The sequence below is a fragment of the uncultured Methanobrevibacter sp. genome (assembly GCF_902764455.1).
Classification (GTDB): domain Archaea; phylum Methanobacteriota; class Methanobacteria; order Methanobacteriales; family Methanobacteriaceae; genus Methanocatella.
In genome coordinates, this window is record NZ_CACWVY010000048.1 from 1 (window position 1) to 20,482 (window position 20,482).

The 20,482-nt window shown below is 32.9% G+C and carries 15 protein-coding genes; 9 read left to right on the top strand and 6 right to left on the bottom strand.

The window, feature by feature from the left end; all coding sequences use genetic code 11:
• Positions 1–22: 22 nt before the first annotated feature.
• The 4 genes from mtaB to mtaA are packed head-to-tail and all read left to right on the top strand — an operon-like array spanning position 23 to position 4,864.
• On the top strand, positions 23–1,408 hold the full coding sequence (gene mtaB / locus QZU75_RS11260; RefSeq protein WP_296883820.1) for a methanol--corrinoid protein co-methyltransferase MtaB: 1,386 nt from the start codon (positions 23–25) through the stop codon (positions 1,406–1,408).
• An 11-nt stretch (positions 1,409–1,419) separates the two neighbouring features.
• Positions 1,420–2,247 (top strand): methanol--corrinoid protein MtaC, encoded by an 828-nt coding sequence (mtaC, locus tag QZU75_RS11265; protein ID WP_296883821.1) that lies wholly within the window; start codon positions 1,420–1,422, stop codon positions 2,245–2,247.
• Between the two features lie 6 nt (positions 2,248–2,253).
• Entirely contained in the window at positions 2,254–3,855 is a 1,602-nt protein-coding gene (locus QZU75_RS11270) for a methylamine methyltransferase corrinoid protein reductive activase (RefSeq protein ID WP_296883822.1), read from the top strand.
• Position 3,856: 1 nt separating this feature from the next.
• Positions 3,857–4,864: a methylcobamide:CoM methyltransferase MtaA gene (gene mtaA, locus QZU75_RS11275; protein ID WP_296883823.1), complete on the top strand. Its 1,008-nt coding sequence runs from the start codon at positions 3,857–3,859 to the stop codon at positions 4,862–4,864.
• On the opposite strand, the gene QZU75_RS11280 is transcribed toward mtaA, so the two are convergent.
• Complete coding sequence (locus QZU75_RS11280) at positions 4,854–5,402, bottom strand: hypothetical protein (RefSeq protein WP_296883824.1); 549 nt, start codon at positions 5,400–5,402, stop codon at positions 4,854–4,856. The two genes, mtaA and QZU75_RS11280, sit on opposite strands and share 11 nt — an antisense overlap.
• Positions 5,403–5,407: 5 nt before the next feature.
• On the bottom strand, positions 5,408–5,986 hold the full coding sequence (tmk, locus tag QZU75_RS11285) for a dTMP kinase (RefSeq protein WP_296883826.1): 579 nt from the start codon (positions 5,984–5,986) through the stop codon (positions 5,408–5,410).
• 80 nt (positions 5,987–6,066) lie between these two features.
• Here tmk and QZU75_RS11290 point away from each other — a divergent pair, with 80 nt between their 5' ends.
• The 3 genes from QZU75_RS11290 to QZU75_RS11300 all read left to right on the top strand — a co-directional run bounded on the left by QZU75_RS11290 (position 6,067) and on the right by QZU75_RS11300 (position 13,002).
• Positions 6,067–8,568 (top strand): U32 family peptidase, encoded by a 2,502-nt coding sequence (locus QZU75_RS11290; RefSeq protein ID WP_296883827.1) that lies wholly within the window; start codon positions 6,067–6,069, stop codon positions 8,566–8,568.
• Positions 8,568–10,997 carry a U32 family peptidase gene (locus tag QZU75_RS11295; protein WP_296883828.1) on the top strand — a complete coding sequence of 810 codons (2,430 nt, stop codon included), beginning with the start codon at positions 8,568–8,570 and terminating at the stop codon, positions 10,995–10,997. The genes QZU75_RS11290 and QZU75_RS11295 overlap by 1 nt, the downstream gene beginning before the upstream one ends.
• A 79-nt stretch (positions 10,998–11,076) precedes the next feature.
• Positions 11,077–13,002 carry an endonuclease MutS2 gene (locus QZU75_RS11300; protein WP_296883830.1) on the top strand — a complete coding sequence of 642 codons (1,926 nt, stop codon included), beginning with the start codon at positions 11,077–11,079 and terminating at the stop codon, positions 13,000–13,002.
• Positions 13,003–13,242: 240 nt separating this feature from the next.
• Here the strand turns inward: QZU75_RS11300 and QZU75_RS11305 are convergent, their stop codons facing one another.
• Positions 13,243–13,866 (bottom strand): DUF4013 domain-containing protein, encoded by a 624-nt coding sequence (locus tag QZU75_RS11305; protein WP_296883831.1) that lies wholly within the window; start codon positions 13,864–13,866, stop codon positions 13,243–13,245.
• 373 nt (positions 13,867–14,239) lie between these two features.
• Between QZU75_RS11305 and QZU75_RS11310 the strand changes: the two genes are divergently transcribed.
• On the top strand, positions 14,240–14,551 hold the full coding sequence (locus QZU75_RS11310; RefSeq protein ID WP_296883832.1) for a hypothetical protein: 312 nt from the start codon (positions 14,240–14,242) through the stop codon (positions 14,549–14,551).
• A gap of 181 nt (positions 14,552–14,732) precedes the next feature.
• The gene (locus QZU75_RS11315; RefSeq protein WP_296883834.1) at positions 14,733–16,019 is read left to right on the top strand and encodes a PP2C family protein-serine/threonine phosphatase; all 1,287 of its coding nucleotides are present in this window, start codon (positions 14,733–14,735) and stop codon (positions 16,017–16,019) included.
• A gap of 169 nt (positions 16,020–16,188) precedes the next feature.
• Here the strand turns inward: QZU75_RS11315 and QZU75_RS11320 are convergent, their stop codons facing one another.
• From QZU75_RS11320 to mcrA, 3 genes are all read right to left on the bottom strand, one after another.
• Positions 16,189–16,590, bottom strand: coding sequence for a DUF4405 domain-containing protein (locus QZU75_RS11320; RefSeq protein ID WP_296883835.1), 402 nt, complete (start codon positions 16,588–16,590; stop codon positions 16,189–16,191).
• Positions 16,591–17,191: 601 nt separating this feature from the next.
• Entirely contained in the window at positions 17,192–18,463 is a 1,272-nt protein-coding gene (locus QZU75_RS11325) for an STAS domain-containing protein (protein WP_296883837.1), read from the bottom strand.
• Positions 18,464–18,753: 290 nt separating this feature from the next.
• A complete protein-coding gene (mcrA, locus tag QZU75_RS11330) occupies positions 18,754–20,403 on the bottom strand; it encodes a coenzyme-B sulfoethylthiotransferase subunit alpha (protein WP_296883838.1) in 1,650 nt (549 codons plus the stop codon).
• Positions 20,404–20,482: the final 79 nt, after the last annotated feature.

Here is a 20,482-nt window from a genome sequence, read left to right on the forward strand (position 1 = left end):
TTAATTAACTGTAGGTGATTGTATGAAACGATTTACAAAAATGGAATATGAAAGTCCAGACGACATGGTTTTTGGATTTGCAAAACATCCTGTAAAAACCAAATATGATATGGAAATTGGAGCAGGATATGTAAACCCAATAATAAAAGTAGCTCCTAAAGAAGGCAGCGAAAATTCCATGGAGAGTATGGTTGCAGAATGCAGAAACATAACAATAAGCGCATGCCAAAGAGCTTTAAATATTGGTCTTCCATCATTTATCATTGAACAGGAACACATTGCCCAACAGACAGCAAACCCTGAATGGGCAGGTGCATGTACCCAGGCACAAGTGGAAGTTCTAGAAAAGTTCCATGATGAATACGGAATCAAAGTTGCCCTTAAGGCAACCCCTGCAGACATAAGGGATGAAGAAAAAGGCTCAAACTATAGAACATCAGAACAATACCAAAACGTGATGGAATCCATTGAACAGTGCTGTGAAAATGGAGCATCAATAATATGTATTGAAACCACAGGAGGAAAATCCGTTTCTGATTACGGTATTTCAAGAGGAGATCCAAGAGCAATACTATTCGGTATCGGTGTTTTAGGAAGCATAGATATGGAATTCATGTGGGAAGAGATTGTAAAAATCTGTAACAAACACAAAGTAATTCCTGGAGGAGACACTAACTGTTCACAGTCCAACACTGCAATGTTTTTAGCAGGAGGATTGCTTGACAAAGACTGTTCACATACCCTTGCCGCAATTGCAAGAGGTATTGGTGGAGCAAACAGTTTAGTTGCTGTTGAATGCGGTGCAAAAGGACCTTTAAAAGATTGCGGATATGAAAACCCGATAGTCAAATCCATCAGTGGAGTTCCAATTGCAACAGAAGGTAAAAATGCAGTTTGTGCACATTCAGACTTGATGGGTAACCTTATTGCAGGAATTTGTGATTGCTGGAGTAATGAATCCGTTTACCACAGAGAGGAAATGGGAGGAACTACTCCTGAAGTATGGCTTCAGGCAACAGGATTTGAAGCTGCATTAATGAATACTGCAATCCAAACAGGAGAAGAAAAAACCTTAAGAGACCTATACACTTTAGCTGACAAATACAGAGATCCTCAAGCATTAATATTGGCATATGATAATGCATACAGAATAGGTGAAGCAATTGTAGAATATGGTGATGATCCATATCAAAGAAGCATTGCCGCTGCACTGGAAGTTGGAAAAATCATAACCGAAGCTGTTGAAGCTAAAAAAATACAGTTAACCAGATTTGAACAAGACAGCTTGAACAGTGCAATCAGAACATTTAATAAATTGCCAGATGACTCATCTAAATTTATTAAACGTAGCGTCAGAAGATACGGTCGTAAAGTAGAAGATTTCGACCCTAAAAATTATGAATTATAAGAGGGATTGAAATGAGTTATAAAGATTTGGAAGATAAAATAACACAAGATAAAATAGCTATCAGATATAATGTTGTCGCTGAAGGAGCTGCTATGAAAGCAGAAGATTATCCTGAAGTAAAAGAAATTTTACCAACAGAAGAACCATTTAGAAAAATAGCTTTAGAAATATTATACGAAGATAAAATTAACGCATTAAAAGATGTTAAAAAATCCCTTGACGAAGGTTATTCCCCAATTGAATTAATCAATAGTGCATTAATGAAAGGAATCGATGCAGTGAGCACATTATATACAAAAGGAGTCTATTTCTTACCTGATTTGATGCTTGCCGGAGATGCAATGATAGAAAGCGTTAAGGAATGTGAAAAAGTCCTTGGTCGTAAAAGCGATACAAAAGGAACAGTAGTATGTTTTGTAGCTGAAGGAGACCCTCATGACATCGGTAAAAACTTAATTTTAATGTTTTTAAGAGCCGGAGGTTTTGAAGCTATTGATTTAGGACGTGATGTAGCGGCCGAAAGAGTCGTGGAAGCTGTAAAAGAATATGACCCATTATTCATGACAGGCACAGCACTTATGACTACAACAATGACTGCATTTCCAAAAGTTGTTGAAGCACTTAAGGAAGAAGGTCTTGAAGTTCCAGCTATCGGATGCGGTGGAGGAGCCGTTAGGAAAGACTATGTTGAAACAATGGATATGACAGTCTACGGTGTTGAAGCATACCACACTCCAAAATTAGCAGATGCTATACTAAATGATAACAAGAATTGGGAAGATTTAAGAAAAGAATACAGTGATATTGTCGGAGAGTTCGTATCCGAATATGCAAGCTAAGATAATATGGCAGAACATACTGGAATTGCAATAGATATTGGAACAAGCGGTATCCGAGCCCAAAGCTATGATTTGACCACTGAAAAAACAATATCTACAGCAATCACCTTAAGACATCCTTTACCTGGTGCAAATGTTATTGACCATTTGCATTTTGCTATTGATGTGGGGCAAAATCAGGCCCATAACTTATTAATTAATGCAATTAATAAAGTCATAAGTAGTTTAGATGTTGAAAATGTTGAAAGATTATCTGTTTGTGGAAATCCAATTCAATTATCTCTTTTTAATAATATTGAAATAAGAGATTTGGCGTATTGGGGAAAAAATGCCCTAAAAAGTCAAAATATCACACCCCCTTCCAGAAAATCAAAAAAAATAAAGGCATCTGAAATCGGATTGAATATCCCTTCCGATGCAGACGTTTATATCCCTCCCGCAATCAAACATGAAGTGGGAGCCGATGCATTGGCAATGCTTTATAAATCAGGAGCCCTGGATAAAGATGAAGATTCTCTGATAATTGATTTTGGAACAAATGCGGAAATGGCATTGATTGTTGAAGGAGAAATTTACACTGCCTCAGCTGCTGCCGGACCGGCAATTGAAGGTCAGACAATTGAAAAAGGAAGATTAGCTTCCCCAAATACAATTTGCGATATCATAAAAGAGGACAATAATTGGAGAATGAGAATCCTTGACGATGACCTGCTCGTTCAAAATGGGGATTTAATCAATCCTCACAATGGAGATACCATTGAAAAAAGTGACATGACAGCCTGCGGAATTACAGGAACAGGAGTAATTGCAGCATTCTGTCTTGGAATTGAAGACGGAATTATTGAAAATGGAGGAATTAAAGAAAATATCTATCTTCAAGATGACATTTATTTAACTGAAAATGATATAAACAACATTGGAAAAGCATTGGGAGCTTTCAGAGCTGCCGAATTGACTTTAGCTGAAAGTTCTGATATTTATTTAGATGAAATTGACTCAGTTTATATGGCCGGAGCATCAGGATTTTATGTTGATGCATTGAAGTCCATGAAAATAGGTCAGATCCCTCCATCTTCAACAGAAGTATTCCAGATTGGAAATACCTCACTTTCAATGGCTAAGGATATTGTTTTAAACCCTGAATTGCTTGATGAACTCCAAGAGATAGCTGACGATATTGAAAATAATCACATAATGCTTGCGACTTCTGAAATTTTTGAAAAAATATATTCCTTGGAATTGGCAATTTATGAAGAGGGACTGCCTTTTGAAAAGTACGAGGAATGGCTTTCAAAATACGGATATCAGGAAATGCCTCCTCTTGAGGAAAACCCCCAAATTCATAAATTATTTGAAAAAGATATATCTGATGCTGGAGATAAACCAATTAAAAGCATTGACATTTCAAATACTATGAAAATAAGCTTTGATAATTGTATTTCATGCATGAAATGCGTAAATAATTGCCCGGAAAATGCATTATCATTAAATAATAATGAATTTAGTCTTAGAAGTGATTTATGTTCAGGGCTCGGATGCTTAAGATGTGTAAGAAACTGCAAAGAGAATGTATTTAAATACAATCAATTTTACAAAAAAAGTGATTAAAATGAATTATAAAGAAAACCTTAAAAATGCACTTACAGGACAAAAAGTTGAGAGAAAACCATTTGTAAGTGTAACCCAACTTGGAACAATAGATGCAATGAATCATTATGGTCTAAAATGGCCGGATGCACATAAAGATGCCAATCAAATGGCTACACTTGCAAGCTCATTATATGAACTTGCAGGACTTGAATGTGCAAGATTGCCATTCTGTCTAACTGTAGAAGCAGAAGCTTTGGGATGTGACGTTAATCTTGGAAGTAATGAAAGGGTTCCAGAGGTTGAAATTTCACCATTTGAATATGCTGATGATATTGAAGCTACAGATGATTTCACCAAAAGAGGAAGAATACCCGTTGTTTTAGAAGCAATTGATATTTTAAAAGAAAAATATGAAGAATTGCCAATAATTGTTGGAATTACCGGTCCATTCACATTAACAGGGCATCTGCTTGGAATTGAAAATCTTGTAAGATACATGAAAACAGATATTGAAGAAGTGGAAATAGCAGTTGAAAACTGTGTTGATGTAAGCATGGACTACATTGAAGAAATCCAGAATCATGGAGCAGACGTAATATGTGTTAACGAACCGACTGCATCTCCAGAATTAATAGCGCCAGATGATTTTAAATCATTGATTAAACCTAATTTAGAAGATTTGGCAGATTATATTGAAGTATTGAAAGTATTACACATCTGCGGATCCACACAACCGATTATTAAAGATATGGCAACTTGCGGATTTGATGGAATCAGTGTTGAAGAGGCAGTTGACATTCCTCAGGCACAAAAGGAAATAATCGAAGACAATTGCGTTATCCTTGGAAATATTTCAACTTCAAAAACATTGCTCAGCGGCAATTCAGAGGAAGTTAAAGGAGATGTTAAAAAAGCAATTGACGATGGAATTGATATTCTCGCCCCAAGTTGTGGAATTGCTCCAAATACTCCATTAGACAACATTAAAGCCGCAATCAGTGAGCGAAATGAATATTTTAATCTTTAATGTTGAATGAAACAAAAATAGTTGCAATAGAAGAATCTTGGCCAAAGCCATATTCTTCTTTTAAATATTCATCACTTGGTGTTGATGGAGATGATGAAATAACTTCAGACACATTATCAAAATCATCCAATTCCGGAAAAGGTACAGGAGGTAAAACAAAATACTCATTGCCTTTTTCCAAATTATGATTATGCAAAACATCCTTAAATATTATAAAATCATCACTTAAAAACTGAACGTCTTCATCATCCAAAAATTCCTCTTTTTGAGAATCAGTGAAAATATCATGACCTAAAACTTCACCGTCAAACATTAAAAGCAGGGTTGGTGTTGGAGGTGGTCTGAAAAATCCCTTTTTAAAAATAACCAATGATACCTCTCTTTTAAAGCATTCCTGAATACCCTTATTGAAAAGAGGAATCAACTCTTCTCGACGACGGGATTCAAAATCAATGATTTTTAAAATATTTTCAGGAGTTAATCTTTCAACACGAATAACTCCATCCAAATTCGACAGCAGCTCAATAATTTCCTGCATGACAATTACCTTATGCAATCCGGACAAATTCCCAAATAAGGCGCTACAGCTTTTTTAATATCAGAAGAAACTTTATTCACACCATTATTTGCATCAATAACTTCACAGGTATAATTTTTAGCCAAATTCAAGTAATTTTCCTTAACTCCAGTTAGGAATTCCTCATTTTCAAAAGTATCTTTACCAGAGGTTCTTGCAACTGATTTAGCAACATCCAAATCCAATAAAATTATCAAATCCGGTTTTTTAGCATATCTGTTTAAAACTTCAACCCATTCTGCAGGTTCCTGATAAGCCAAACTTGAAATAAATGACCTGTCTGAAATTATAATTTTAGATTCATCTTCCAATCTGTCCATTATTAGCATCCTGTCGGCTGCAAACAAAAGTGCCAATGTTTTTTGTAATCTTTCGGTTGTTGCATCAGGACGCTGTAAAATTTCGCGGATTAGTTTACCCACTTCTGAATCGGTCGGTTCGACCAATGTGTCAACTCTAAATCCATTTGCTTCCAGCCATTCCTTTAACATTTGAATTTGGGTGGATTTTCCCGCACCGTCAATTCCTTCAAATACTATGTACATAACATAGAATATGTTTTAATTTAATATATAATTAATTACAGAGATATAAATGTATAATCTATGCAAGGTGTTTTAATAAAATGGTTTTAGAAGAATTATTGGCCCCAGCAGGCTCATATGAAGTATTGGTTATTGCAGTTAATGCAGGAGCTGATGCAGTTTATATTGCTGGGCAAAATTATGGTGCAAGAGCTTACGCTAAAAACTTCACAATGGAAGAAATTGAAAAGGCAGTCAATTATGCTCATTTAAATGGTGTTAAAATCCATGTTACGGTCAATACTCTGGTTAACAATTTTGAAATTGTTGACGTATTACAGTATCTCTTTAAACTATATCAGATTGGAGTGGATGCAGTTATTGTACAGGATTTAGGATTAATATGGCTTTTAAAAACATTCATTCCAGATTTGGAAGTTCATGCATCAACACAAATGGGCTTAAACAATTATCCTTCCATCAAATGGGCAAGTAAAAATAATATCAAAAGAGTCGTACTTCCAAGAGAGGTAACAATAGACGAAATCAAACAAACAAACCTCCAGCTTAAACAGGACAACATTAATATGGACATTGAGGTATTCGGCCACGGAGCTCTTTGTTATTGTGTTAGCGGAAAATGTTATATATCATCATATAACAGCGGAAGAAGCGGAAACAGAGGAGCCTGTGCCCAGCCGTGCAGACGTGAATACAGATTAAAATATAGAGGATACAATATTGGAAACGGATATCTTCTCTCAACACATGACCTTGCAACATATAATAATTTAGAAGCCATTTCCAATGCAGGAGTCAAATCTCTCAAACTGGAAGGAAGAATGAAATCAGGAGATTATATAGGAACTATTGTAAACAGTTACAGAAACCTGATTGACGGAAATCCTGGAGATTATAAAAAGGACCTGCACCTTGTTTTCAACAGACAATTCACAAACGGATATATGATGGGAGATAAGCCTGGAGAAGTTATGGGAAGAGGTCATTCAGGACATGAAGGCTTATACATTGGAGATATTGTAAATATTGAAGATACTAAAGTTACAATTGAAATAAAAAATAAGGAAATTCCAATTATTCTGGAGCCTGGTGACGGAATAGCTTTTAAATATAACGGCAAAATCAAGGGAATCTATCTGGAAAACATCATAAAACAGGATGAAAATGAAATCATAATAGACACAACACGTCTTGTCAAAGTCGGAACAGAAGTATTCATCAGTTATTCCAAATCAACACACGAATATTTAAAGCAGTTTGAAAAGGAAAGAATAAAAAATAATGTTGGAATTAATCTGTCTTTAACATGGGATGAGACTCTGAATTTATTTACCAAAGTTGAATATTACATTGACAATGAACTGATTAATTTCAGACATAAAACATTAGATAAATTTGAAAAAGCTAAAAATAAACCGGTAACTCAAGAAACTATTGAAAAACAGCTCAATAAAACAGGAGGCACACCGTTTTACATTGAAAACATCAGATTCAACAATATGCCTAAAGACATTTTCATACCAATTCGTGAAATCAACCAGATCAGGCGTGAAATCCTTGATACAGCAACGGAATTATTGCTGAAACATTACACACCAACCAAAAAATCCGTCAAGGCCGTACGTAAGGATTTAACAAAATTCTTTGAAGATTATGAAAACAATCCTGGCAAAATCAAAAAGAAAACTCCTAAACTCTCAATTTTTATTGATGACATCTCCCAGATTTCAGCGGCTTCAGGATTTGATTTGAAAAGAATCTATTTTGATGGAAACTGCCATTACAACAATCCTGACGATTATTTTGAAAACATAAAGGAAACACTGAAAAAAGGCAGTCTAATGGCAGCTCCGACAGAATTTGTTTGGGTTTTATCATCATTCATTTCTCAGGAGGATGCGGTTAAATGCAACGAAATCGTCAAAGAACTTGAAAATGAAGGAATTATCATATCCGTAATGGGAGATTTCCCAGGAATGGATGAAATCTTTGACTGCAGCATATATGGAAACCATAACCTGAATGTCTGGAACAGCTTTTGTGTGCATAATTTAAATGCAGCAGGATTTAAATCACTGATTTTATCTTCAGAACTTTCAGGCAGAGAAATCAAAGAGATAGTGCTTAAAAATCATGACAGAAACATTGATTTGGAGATGATAGTCAATGGAAACCTGGAAGTTATTGTAAGTAAAGATGACTTCACCAACCTAAATGACGGTAAAGACTTCATCATATCCAATGATGCTGATTATGCCACATTGGAAGATAAAAAAAGAAAGAAATTCAAATATAAAATCTTTTTTGACTACAACAGACAAAGCCACATTATCAACAAAGACTGTTTATGTCTGATTGAAGAGATAAACGAAATAAAGGAAATGGGTCTTGATTCACTGATTCTGGATTGCAGATATTCCAATGAAAAATACACAACCCAAATCCTATCAATATATACGGAATCCCTTAAAAACAAAGATTCCGAAGAACTTAGCAAATATAAATACCAGATTATGGATTTCTCACAATCTTACATTAACAAAGGTAATTATATTGAAGGAAGATTACATGAGGACAAATAATGAGAATTCCTGAATTGCTTGCACCTGTCGGATCAATGGATCATTTAAAGGTAGCGATAAATGCCGGAGCAAGTTCTGTTTACTTATCCGGAAAGGATTATGGAGCTCGCAAGTTCGCTGAAAACTTCACATTAGATGAAATTTGCGATGCAGTAAACACAGCACATCTGCACAACGTTAAGGTTTACGTTACCGTCAATACATTAATCAAGCAGGATGAACTGGAAGAGGTTATGAATTATCTCTCAAAGCTATATGCAATCGGAGTTGATGCGGTTTTAGTTCAGGATTTGGGATTACTGGAGTTAATCGGCAAACATCTGCCTAACTTAAAGGTTCATGCATCAACACAGATGACCTGTGAAAATCAGCTGAAACTGGATTATCTTGAAAGTAAAGGAATTAGACGTGTCGTTCTTCCGCGTGAAATGAGAAAAGAAGAAATTGCAGAACTTAAAACAAATATGGAACTTGAAATATTTGCCCACGGAGCACTATGTTATTCATATTCCGGACAGTGCCTTATGAGCAGTTTTAAAGGTGGTCGAAGTGGAAATAGAGGAACCTGTGCACAGCCTTGCCGTCAAAAATATAAAATTTCCGGAATAAAACATGAAGATTACTATTTATCCCCCTGCGATTTGAGTTTATTTAATCAACTGAAAGAAATTGCAGAATTGAATATCAGCTGCATCAAAATTGAAGGAAGGATGCGCAGCAAAGAATATCTGGCAGTTGTGGTAAGCGAATACAGAAAAGCATTGAACAAGTTAAAAAGCCATAAAGAAAGTAAAAGCGAAGATATCAGTTTAGTGTTTAACCGAGGGTTTATAGAAGGACAATTCAACCATAAATCCAAAAGAAGCATTCGTGCAGGACATGTCGGCCTGAAAATAGGTAAAGTAATTAACAGCAGCAAAAATCAAATCGCCATCAGATTAGACGATTCTGTTGAGAATATTCCTGAAAAGGGTGACGGATTATTAATTGTCAAGAAAAATAATGATTACGGATTTGAAATTTCTCAAAATCCCCTATTGACAAGTTTAAATCATTATAAAAAAGGAAAAAATAAACAGATAAAAGATTTAACCCGCAAAAACAAGGTTTTAATTATAAAAAAGGTCTGGCAAAATAAAAAGAGCAATTTTGATTTAACCGACTCAACCGCATACCTGACAAAAAGAAATAGTTTAACAAAAAAAGTCAGAGAAATTGAAGCCAAAGGCAATAGTTTTATCAAATCAAAATTGATATTAACCTTTTCTTTAAAAAACAAATATCCTAATTTAAAAGGTAGATTAACACTTTTAAACCATAGGCAAATCGAATCTGAAGTTACAAGCGACAAACCGTTTGAAAAACCTCTTAAAAAAAGTGTTGAAGCTGAAACAATTAAAAAACAACTTATTAAAGTTGACAATTACCCCTATGAAATAACACAGGTCAATGTCAACTATGACGGAACACTATTTATTCCACTAAGCAAGATCAATGAACTTAGACGGAATCTGTTTGAGGAGTTAAAAAGAGAAGTTGAAAATTCATACAAACATGAAATCAAAAAAATCAATTTAACACAGAATAAACCTGAAAAACATGAAAATTCAGTTAACTTTTCATTTTACACAAATAATTTAAATCATTTAAATGAAATTAATGGTGTTAAAAGAGTTTATTTGGAAATTCCCCCAGATAATGATAATCTTGACATCACACATGACAACAGACACAACATCAATTACATGATTACATTTTTAAAAAATGCAATAGAAATAGCTCATGATAAAGATTATGAATTAATCTGGAAATGGCCTGATATAACTCATGACAAACTAATAAAATCATTAAATAAAGTTAGAGGAATCTTAAATAAAATGAATTGCAACATTCCAGTAATGAGTGGGAACTTTAACTCTGAATATGGACCGTATTCAATGAATGTTACAAATACCGAAACGATAGACAGTTTGAAAGAATACAATATTTTGACAATTTCACCGGAACTGAATAAAAAAGACTATGAAAACATCATAGATTCCTGCAAAGATTGCGAAAGAATTGAAATGCTTGTTCAGGGATCTGTTGAGTTAATGAAAACAAGGTATTCTATATTATCAAAAAAAGAATTTAAACAGATTAAGAATAAAAGCGAATTTTATTTAATTGACCGGAAAAATAACAAATATCCGATTCACAAAAGCATTTCAGGCGAAGAGCTGACAATATTTAATGACAGCGAACTTTCATTAATACATGAAATAAATCATCTAAAAGAAATTGGTTTTTGTAATTTCTCAATTGACGGACGTTATAAGAATGACAACTATTGTAAAATAATTGATGTCTATAAAAAAGCAATTGACGGAACTGTTAATGAAAAAGAACTGTTAAAGTACAGTTCCAAAAATACATTGGGCAACTACTGATATTACTTATCAAATGCTCTCGGCAATATTGAATATATATTAAAAAGCATAGTATTACTACAAAAAGGGTTTGGTAAAAATGCAAGGAGAAAGAATTACATTGCAAAATATAAAAGGTATTGGAGATAAGATCTCCGAAAAGATAATCAATAGCGTTGGAGGCGAAGAAGAACTCCAAAAAATAGTTGATAATGTTGATGTTGAAAGAATAGCCAATGTCGAAGGAATCAGCCAGCGAAAAGCAATTGAAATAATGAACCAACTGCTGAACAATTCAAATTATGAATTTATTAAAAGCGACAGAGCTATGGAAATTTATGAAGACATCATAAACAAAATCTTATCCTATTCAAATACAACATATTCCAAAAACAGAATCCTGCTTCTTTCTCCGACAAAAGATATTGACAAAATAAATTCACAGCTTGATTTTGTAATGAATGCAAAGGAACATGTATCCCAACTTCCGATAATCAAATTAAGAGGCCTGATGAGAAATTTAAAAGAAGTTGAAGAAGCCAAACCAGAATATGATCCAAGTAAAGCTATTCTCGTAGAACGTGAAGAAGACAATTCATATCTTTGTGATCTGGGCCTTAACCAATATTACCCAATCATAACTGCCAGTGACTCACCACTTCTTCAAGAAGAAATGATGAATTATGATTTGGTATTTTATGTTTATTCTCAGGGAGTTCTTGATTTTGAAGGAATGCCAAATCTTGTAATGATTAATATTGAGGAGAACGATTATGAAATTGTACCGGAAAAAATCATAAATTTCTTTATTCAAAACAAGGATTTGTTTTCAAGAGTTCATGAAATTCAAAAAATCAGAAATAAGGAAAGTGTTCTCGGAGACATCATCCCAATAATCAATGAATTGAACATTATCGACAAAAGAGAAGTTGACATAGAAGAACTTGTTATTTCTCTAAAGGATGATATGGATGATGAATTAGAAAAATCAATAAAACAAGTTGATCTTGAAGGAGATGAAATACTCAACTTATTAAACAACAACTTCCCGCCAAAGATTAGTAAAATATTTGACGAAATTATCAATAAACGAAAGGACATCATCCGTGAAAAAACGGGAATAAGTTTTGACCCATACCTCAGAACATATCCTATTGAAATTGATGAAACAGAAATTCAAAGAGTAACACTGGAACAATCATCCAAAAAAGAGAATGATATATTCGACATTAAAAAAAGTGCTGCTATTGAACTAAACTCAATTAAGAAAAGAGCCATTGAAGAAGTTGAAGATGCAATAAAATTCGATTATGAATTCAGTTTGGGAAGTTTTGCATATGAATACGGATTATGCAGACCGCAATTTAGTGAAGAAATTAAACTAGAGGGAGCACTGCATTTAGAACTTGCACTCAAAAAAGATGAGGATTATGTGCAAACTGTTGATTATCAACTTACCCAAGATGAGAATATTGCGCTTTTAACCGGAGCAAACAGTGGTGGAAAAACCACACTTCTCGAAACATTAACACAGATATCCATCATGGCACAAATGGGACTTCCAGTAAGTGCTGATTATGCTGAGATAAAATTGTTGGATGAAATTTACCACTTCTCCAAGAAAAGATCATTAGATGCAGGGGCATTTGAATCATTCTTAAATGTGTTCATACCAATCGTCACCACCAATAGTGAAAAGTTAGTATTATTAGATGAACTTGAAGGAATAACAGAACTTGATGCAGCCGTTAAAATCATATCCACATTCATTGATATGATTAAAGAATCCAATTCCTACGGTGTGATTGTCACTCATATGGCAAGGGAATTAATGAATTACACCGACATTCGTGTGGACGGTATTGAAGCAAAAGGATTAGATGAAAATTATAATCTGATTGTTGATAGAACTCCAAAAATGAATTTCCTTGCAAAAAGTACACCCGAATTAATTCTAAAAAGAATATATGAAAAATCAGATGATGATTTAAAAGCTGTATATGCTAGAATTACTATTTTCTATTAATAGAAAGAAAGTAGTCTAAATTGATTAAAAAAGGAATTTCTAATTTAACAGCAATTAATTTATGATTATTGGCTTTTGAGAACCAATAGAAAATATTGTTTGATTCTAATCATTTACATCAACTGCAGATATTGCAAATAATCTAATGAATGCCACCATCACAATTACCAGCATAAATATAATTTTCTTTTTCATAATTGCACTCCAAACATCATCCCCTTAAATTGAAAGAATTAACAACTAAGTTTTTGTCTTTCTAAAGATGAATCCTATTGAAGTGAATTCCACAATCAAAATCAGCATAACAGACAAAGTACTCATAAATGCAGTAATAACAGGTACAAAATCAAACAATGTAAAAACCAACAAAAGCAGTAAAACAGCAGTATAATCCTTAATATAAGTTACCCATCCAATTTTATCGACATATATTTTAAGTAATTTTAAATTGAACGAATCTAAAAATCTTCCACCATCTGCCAGATGAGCCAAAGCGATTTCCATGAAAAATCCCACAACATAAAGGACTATCAGACTTAAGGCAAAAAACAAGACTGAATCAACAGGACTATGTGTGTAAATCAAATGAATTGTTTCGGGAAACTTCAAAATGAATTCCTCAACTTCAAAACTTGGAAAATCAAATACTGACGCAATAACAAAAAACAAGAGTGCTTGAATACAACCATAAACAAACAATATGGCAATTGTCATTATTCCCCTCGGAATGTCCTTGAAATTAAAGGCAGGCAATACCTCTTTACCATTTATCACTTCACGAGTCAATTGAATCCCATATGAAACGAATAAAATGACATATGCGACCATAACTATCTGGTGATATATACCATCAATATTATTCAAAATAATCGCAAATAAAAGAAACATGATAAATAATAGCACACTATGTTTTTTATTTGCCATTAAACATTCAAATGACTTTTTCAAAAAATACAATATGGCATTCAGCATGAACTTTTATTTATTTGAGACATAATTTATTTTTTACTATTTAGGTTGAAACCAAATGAACGAAAAGACATTTTCCAAAACAAAAATATATAAACCTCAAATAAAAATAGTAAATGAAATCTATTAATTTAATATAAGTATGTACTAAAAGAGCGGAATAATGAAAAATAAATTAATTAAAACAATAATTCCATTTATTTTAATGATAACAATAAACTTGGGAAATTTTTTTATTATAAATAACCATCAAATTTATGGAAACGGATTGAATCCTCATATTGGATTATTATTTGTTTCAGGATTATTGTTAGGACCATATGGCTCAATCGGAGCAGTTTTAGGATACACCGTGAGTGATTATATTAAAGGATATCCAATTGAAACTCTTTTATTCAGATTAATTATAGGTTTTGCAGTCTCATATTTGTCATATAAATTATGGTATACAAAATTCAATGATGATGATATTCATCCCCCACGATTAGTAAACAGCGGGAATTTAACTAAATTTTTAGGAATAATCTTAATCACCGGATTAATATATTCAATTTCTATGGATGGACTATTGAAAGAATAAATCCTCTATAGTACATATGATTAATCATATCGATATAAAATATTTCCTTAATTATATTAATTTCGCAGCAATATTTGGAATAATCGGTATTTGGATTGCTAGAAAATTAAATTATTTCCACATTCCGAAAATAAGTTCAAAACCTCCACATGATCTATTTTATAAGCGTATTCTTATAATAATGATTATTTTAACAATAATTTTTACTGTAGACGAATATATATTTAAAGGACAAAGAATTTATACAATATCCGCATTCATTTTATTACTTGCTATTGTATACATTTATTTAACAAAGCCCATAACATCCAAATTTGTTGTTCCAGATAAAACCACTCATGAAAAAATAATGGATTTCTTTCTTTTAATTACTTTAATAATTATTCTAGGAGCTATCGTTTATATCAATTCTACAATTGACGTTTTGGAGTTTGACATAATACAAGACCAAACAGTATGGGAACTACTGCGGGGTGCTGACATTATTGTATTAATCTTTTTCATACCGTCAGGCATTGTTTTAAATTATATTGAAAAAAAATTAATCAAACCTATACGTTCATTTTCAAAAATAGACGGTTTCATACATGAAGGAGAAAAAATTAAAACTGAAGGACTGCTTGATGTGTATTCTCCATATATTAGTGAAGAAACCGAAATAGGAAAATTAGCGCGCAGTTACACCAACCTAATCAACTATAATAATCATTATATTGAAAATATGAATAAAATTGAAAGTGAACGGGAGAGAATAAAAACAGAACTTGATATTTCCAAGAGAATCCAACAATCAAATCTGCCAACTGAAGCCATTGAAAACGAATATTATCATGCATATGGATTTTCAGAACCTGCAAAAGAAGTTGGTGGAGACTTTTATGATTACTTTGAAGTAGATGATGAAAATATAGCTATTGTAATTGGTGATGCATCAGGAAAAGGTGTACCTGCAGCATTACTCGCAACAACCACCCAAACAATAATAAGAGACCAATTGCATGATAAAAAAGATCCCGATAAGGTATTATATTTTGCCAATAATCATTTATGCCGAAATAACAGCGAAACAATGTTTATAACATTATGGTTGGGAATTTACAATAAAAAAACCAATATCCTATCTTTCGCTAATGCCGGACATAATCCTCCAATAATTGAGAAAAATAATAAATTTGAATTTTTGGATGTTGAAAACGGCATTACATTAGGTATTTTTGAAGAATATAATTTTATAACTGAGGAAATAGAGCTTCCAAGCAAAATAATTATATACACCGACGGAATTACCGATGCAATTAATAAAAATGAAAAAATGTACGGCGAAGAAAGATTACTGAACTGTTTAAATAATAATTCTAAAAAAGATATAATAAATACAATATTAAATGATGTTACTAATTTTGTCGAAGATAACGACCAATTTGATGACATGACCCTATTAATATTAGAAAACAATAAATACAGTTAATTTACATAAAATATGCTTGAAATGTTGTCTAAAAAATTAAGTTTATATCCAATCTCAATGAAAATCACTGATAAAAGAAATGATGCAATGATTTTGCATTTAAAATTATAAAAAATTTTTCTTTTTTTACAATAACAGGACTATTGAATCTAGAATTCAAAACTGAAAGTCAATGTAATTTTTTAATTTCACGTGATAATTTTTTACGAGTAGTCAGTAAATGCAGTCCTAAAAATATTAGGCTGATAATCGAAGAGGATTTATGAATATGCGAAATTTTATACTTACCAATTGTTAAATTTTTCAATGAATTTATGCTGGAACAGATGCCGGAAATGATAGTTATAGATAAAGATATCAACAATCCAATCTTTATGATAAGATCTATAGTTCTTTTAAGAGTATATTTTCCTTTAGGTATTGCTTTAAAATAGTTTTTATTAAATTTTATGTGCAATATAATTAAAAATACCAATGCAATTCCAATTATTTCATGAATTAAAATTGGAAGGCTAAAAAATTCCAATATGATTGCGATACCCATTAAAATGTCCACAGTAATTTTTTTCATCAAATCATCCCCATATTAACTATTCATTTATCATATTATTTAAATTTTTTAGTCATGCCTAAATATTTTTTATACTTATGATAACAGTGAAAACAAAATTGATTACTAAAAAACAAGGAATAAAAATATATTGTCAGTTAATCAAATTAGAAAATTTCGGATAAAATCCAACTAGGCCTTAATTCGATAAAAAAATAAAAAAATAATACGAAACTAAAAACGAAATTCTAACATTTTTAGAATATCAAATGAAAAATTGGACAGAAAAAACACATTAAATCAAATAAGCCTATAAATTTTACAGACTCATTTTTTTAACAATTTAGATTATTTTTACATATTGTATAGTATCCCCATTTTAGATAATTATAATCGGACATTTAGTTTTGGGAGATGGTTTTTTCAAAGATTAAATTGAATATTATTGAAGATACAGTATTTGAAAATTAGAATGAAAAATAATTTGATTAAACTATCCAATAATCAATTAAGTTATTATATTTTGAAACAAAAATCAAGTTTAATAAATATCATAAAGACCAAAAATCATTGTAAAAGTTTGTTGCCTATAACTATACAAAATATAATGTACTTTTAGCTCTTACAATATCTTTATATCAGTATTTGATAAATCTCCAATAACAGTTTCATTACATGACTTCATTATAACCCCATCCACACAGTCATTTTGCATAATAAGAAGAACACGCAGCCCTGCAGAGGACACATATTCTAGGTTAGAACAGTCAATAAACACACTGTTGAGAGTATTATCTTTCTTAATCTTCTCATAATTAGCAAGAAGCTCAGGTGCACTCAATGTATCAAGATTTCCTGACAAAACCAAATTAAGCCTGTCACCATCAATTGATGCATCCGCATTAAATGACTCTGCCCCGACATCAGAAATGTCAACATTAACTGATTCATCAACTGTAATCTTCCAGATACATACTCTCTTAAAACCTTCCCTAATCTGAGCTACAATCTTAGGATTTGCCTTTTCTAAACTTTTAAACTCGGGCACATAGTCAGCATACGGAAGCCTCTCCAACTTAAATCCCTTGGATTTAATATAATTCATTGCATTCTTCATATTTTCCTGAACATCACCTCGGACGCTAATGGTTATTGTATTTTCTATAGCATTTACATCAGATTTATCATCTATTCTATACTTAGACTGCCACATAATCTCCCGTGTTCGCTCCCCATAGAAGGATTTTACTATCAAAAGGTAGAGAAGAGACATCTCAGGGTCAAGAGTAATCCAATATCCACCATGCTCTGCAAGAATCTTTTTAATATTGTCACACAGGACATCCATCTCGGAATCTGTAAGATACATCAGGAGTCCTTCTGTTGTTATACATACCTCCCCCTCAATCTTATCAAATGCAGACTTAAGCGATTGATAATTAGTTGCATCTACACCCTCAAAATTAACAAGTTTTTTCTGTTCTTCATCTAAAAGTGACATAATAGCCGGTTCAACTTCATTAATGGTTGCGGGAAGATCCATTCCAACAAATTTCTTGCCACTTTTTGCAAATTCAATGGCTCTAGGTGTGAAACCACATGGCAAGTCAACTTCAGCAAAACCTGATTCTTTAGCTATTTTTCCATTAGTAACATATCTTACTTCCATAATCACACTGTTAATGAAAAGGTCATCTTCATCGGCCTTAACTGTTTTACTATCTTGTGTATCTTCCCGAGTAAGATTCAACTTTTGAGCTACATCCTTGGCATCATCATGACCTGCAGCAGCCAATTGAAAAAGAGTCATTCTGGCAGTGTTAAATATAGGATTTGTTCTTTCCAATAATTCTTGGTCAATTTCTATTCCTTCAAAATCAATCATATTATTCATAATATCCCTATTATACACATATTCCGCCAAATATCGATTTAAAACAAAAAATGAATTTAATACATATATTATCCATTTTTATTTAATATAATTTTATTTTAGTAGTTACTATATTAAAAAAGTAATCTATAAGAGAATAAAGAGATTAAAAGTAATTTTATAATTTTAATTTAATTAATCGATTTTTCTAATAAAATGCAATAGTGTCCAAATTAATATGTTTTCAACCTTAACATCCACATGAGAAAATATAAAAATGAGACGTAATAAAAAAATAAAAAGAGATAAAATTATCTTGATGGGATAATAATATCTCTTTCACCAGATGGCATGAATTCCCTTAAAGCTCCTCTAGCGATTTCTTTTCTCACATGTCCGAAATCGAATGTATTATTACTATCTGCGAAAGCGATTTTAATTAGAGGATTTGTACAGAATGCATCTCCTCTTGCAGCATGAGGCGCTTGGGCAATTCCTGCATATTCTGGTTGGTGACCTACGTTCATCGCATAGTTTGGATAATTAGGTCCTCTTAATTCGTGAATTAAACCTTCATCACTTCTAACTGATAAAGAATTGGCTGCGCCGGCCTGATCTTGCAAGTCATAACCATAAAATCCAAGTCTGGAATGAGCTTCCTTATGCAAAATCATACTTAGATACCAACCGTTAACACCGGCATTTGAATTTCCTGTAGCAAAAGCTGCAGAACATCCTGCCGCTGCAGATACCACGGAAGCCCTTTGAGAACCACCAAAGTGTGTTTCCAAAAGAGTAGGCAATTCATATTGTTCCAATCCATAAAGTGTTACTTCAGTGGAAATGTCACGTACTGTATCCATGCTTAACTCCGCTTGGCACATTCCATAGTTGTCCTCTACATAGTCCATCCCATAATAGATAAAGTCATCCAGAATATCATCAGTGTATGTTGCACTAGCATATTGAGTAAATCCTACTCCTCCAGACATATATGAACCTAGCCATACCTGGTCGTATAATGCAGCTCCTGCAGCAATTACTTCCAAGGTTATCTCAGCAGGGTCATCGGAAATTCTTGAGGTTTGAACAATATCTGCCAATGTACCAAATGCTACACCACCAGGCTCATTAGGACCTCTTGCACGTCTAGCCGGCAAGAATGCTGCCATACCAATAACGTCCGCATGCTTTGCAGCATATGAAAAGTCCGCAATAGCTGCTTCCCCGGCACATAATTTATATGCATTAATGAAACTCATACCGATTTGCATAGCAGACCATCTTGAAACTGTACCTCCGTCACAAGCCCTTACGACAAGTGTAGGAACTTTACTTACCTGATATGTTTTATTTCCAACATATTTTTTAAGCATTTCAGCCTGATCTTCAGGAAACTCCTTGTTGATATCAATCAACACTCTTTTATCTAATTCATCAGCCAAATCATCATTACCTGTAAAGATTTTAGCATAACAATCATCTACAAGACCAGGATGCACTTCCACCATATGCTCTTGAACTACTGCTCCTCCAGGAAGCGCATGGTTAATGTTTTCCATATACTCATTGATTGTTTCTGGAGTTACTTCAACACCCAATCTTTCCTGCAATACTGAATGTGCTGTGTCCATTCCCACAATAATGGTTCTTTTAATGTCATCCACCAATTGTTGGATAGCTGAATTGTTACAGAAGTGTAAATCATCCCCTTCAACATAATCTTCAGTACCGGAGATTTTATATGCCATCAATTGCCTTTGACCTAACGGTACTCCAATGTCAGGATTATAGAAAGGCATATTTCTTTCTTTAGCCAGCTTTTCAGCAGCATCATTGAATTCCCTTTTTCTTTCGGATTGCTTCCATCCGTCAAAGCAGTAGAAACTGGTGTGATCACTTTCCTGGTCTTCTCCTTTAAACTTATTGTTTAAAGCCTCTAAAAATTTTTTATCTTCCAAAGCCATCTTATTCACCTAATTTCTTTTTTAAGTCTTTAGAAAATACTCCTAAACCATATCCACCTTTGGTACGTGCTTC

Excerpts from the sequence above, each read along its gene's own strand:
- QZU75_RS11290 (WP_296883827.1), top strand. The coding sequence starts at position 6,067 with ATGGTTTTAGAAGAATTATTGGCCCCAGCAGGCTCATATGAAGTATTG.
- tmk (WP_296883826.1), bottom strand. The coding sequence starts at position 5,986 with ATGTACATAGTATTTGAAGGAATTGACGGTGCGGGAAAATCCACCCAA.
- QZU75_RS11315 (WP_296883834.1), top strand. The coding sequence starts at position 14,733 with ATGATTATTTTAACAATAATTTTTACTGTAGACGAATATATATTTAAA.
- mtaB (WP_296883820.1), top strand. The coding sequence starts at position 23 with ATGAAACGATTTACAAAAATGGAATATGAAAGTCCAGACGACATGGTT.
- QZU75_RS11295 (WP_296883828.1), top strand. The coding sequence starts at position 8,568 with ATGAGAATTCCTGAATTGCTTGCACCTGTCGGATCAATGGATCATTTA.
- QZU75_RS11325 (WP_296883837.1), bottom strand. The coding sequence starts at position 18,463 with ATGAATAATATGATTGATTTTGAAGGAATAGAAATTGACCAAGAATTA.
- QZU75_RS11280 (WP_296883824.1), bottom strand. The coding sequence starts at position 5,402 with ATGCAGGAAATTATTGAGCTGCTGTCGAATTTGGATGGAGTTATTCGT.
- QZU75_RS11270 (WP_296883822.1), top strand. The coding sequence starts at position 2,254 with ATGGCAGAACATACTGGAATTGCAATAGATATTGGAACAAGCGGTATC.
- mtaC (WP_296883821.1), top strand. The coding sequence starts at position 1,420 with ATGAGTTATAAAGATTTGGAAGATAAAATAACACAAGATAAAATAGCT.
- QZU75_RS11300 (WP_296883830.1), top strand. The coding sequence starts at position 11,077 with ATGCAAGGAGAAAGAATTACATTGCAAAATATAAAAGGTATTGGAGAT.
- QZU75_RS11320 (WP_296883835.1), bottom strand. The coding sequence starts at position 16,590 with ATGAAAAAAATTACTGTGGACATTTTAATGGGTATCGCAATCATATTG.
- mtaA (WP_296883823.1), top strand. The coding sequence starts at position 3,857 with ATGAATTATAAAGAAAACCTTAAAAATGCACTTACAGGACAAAAAGTT.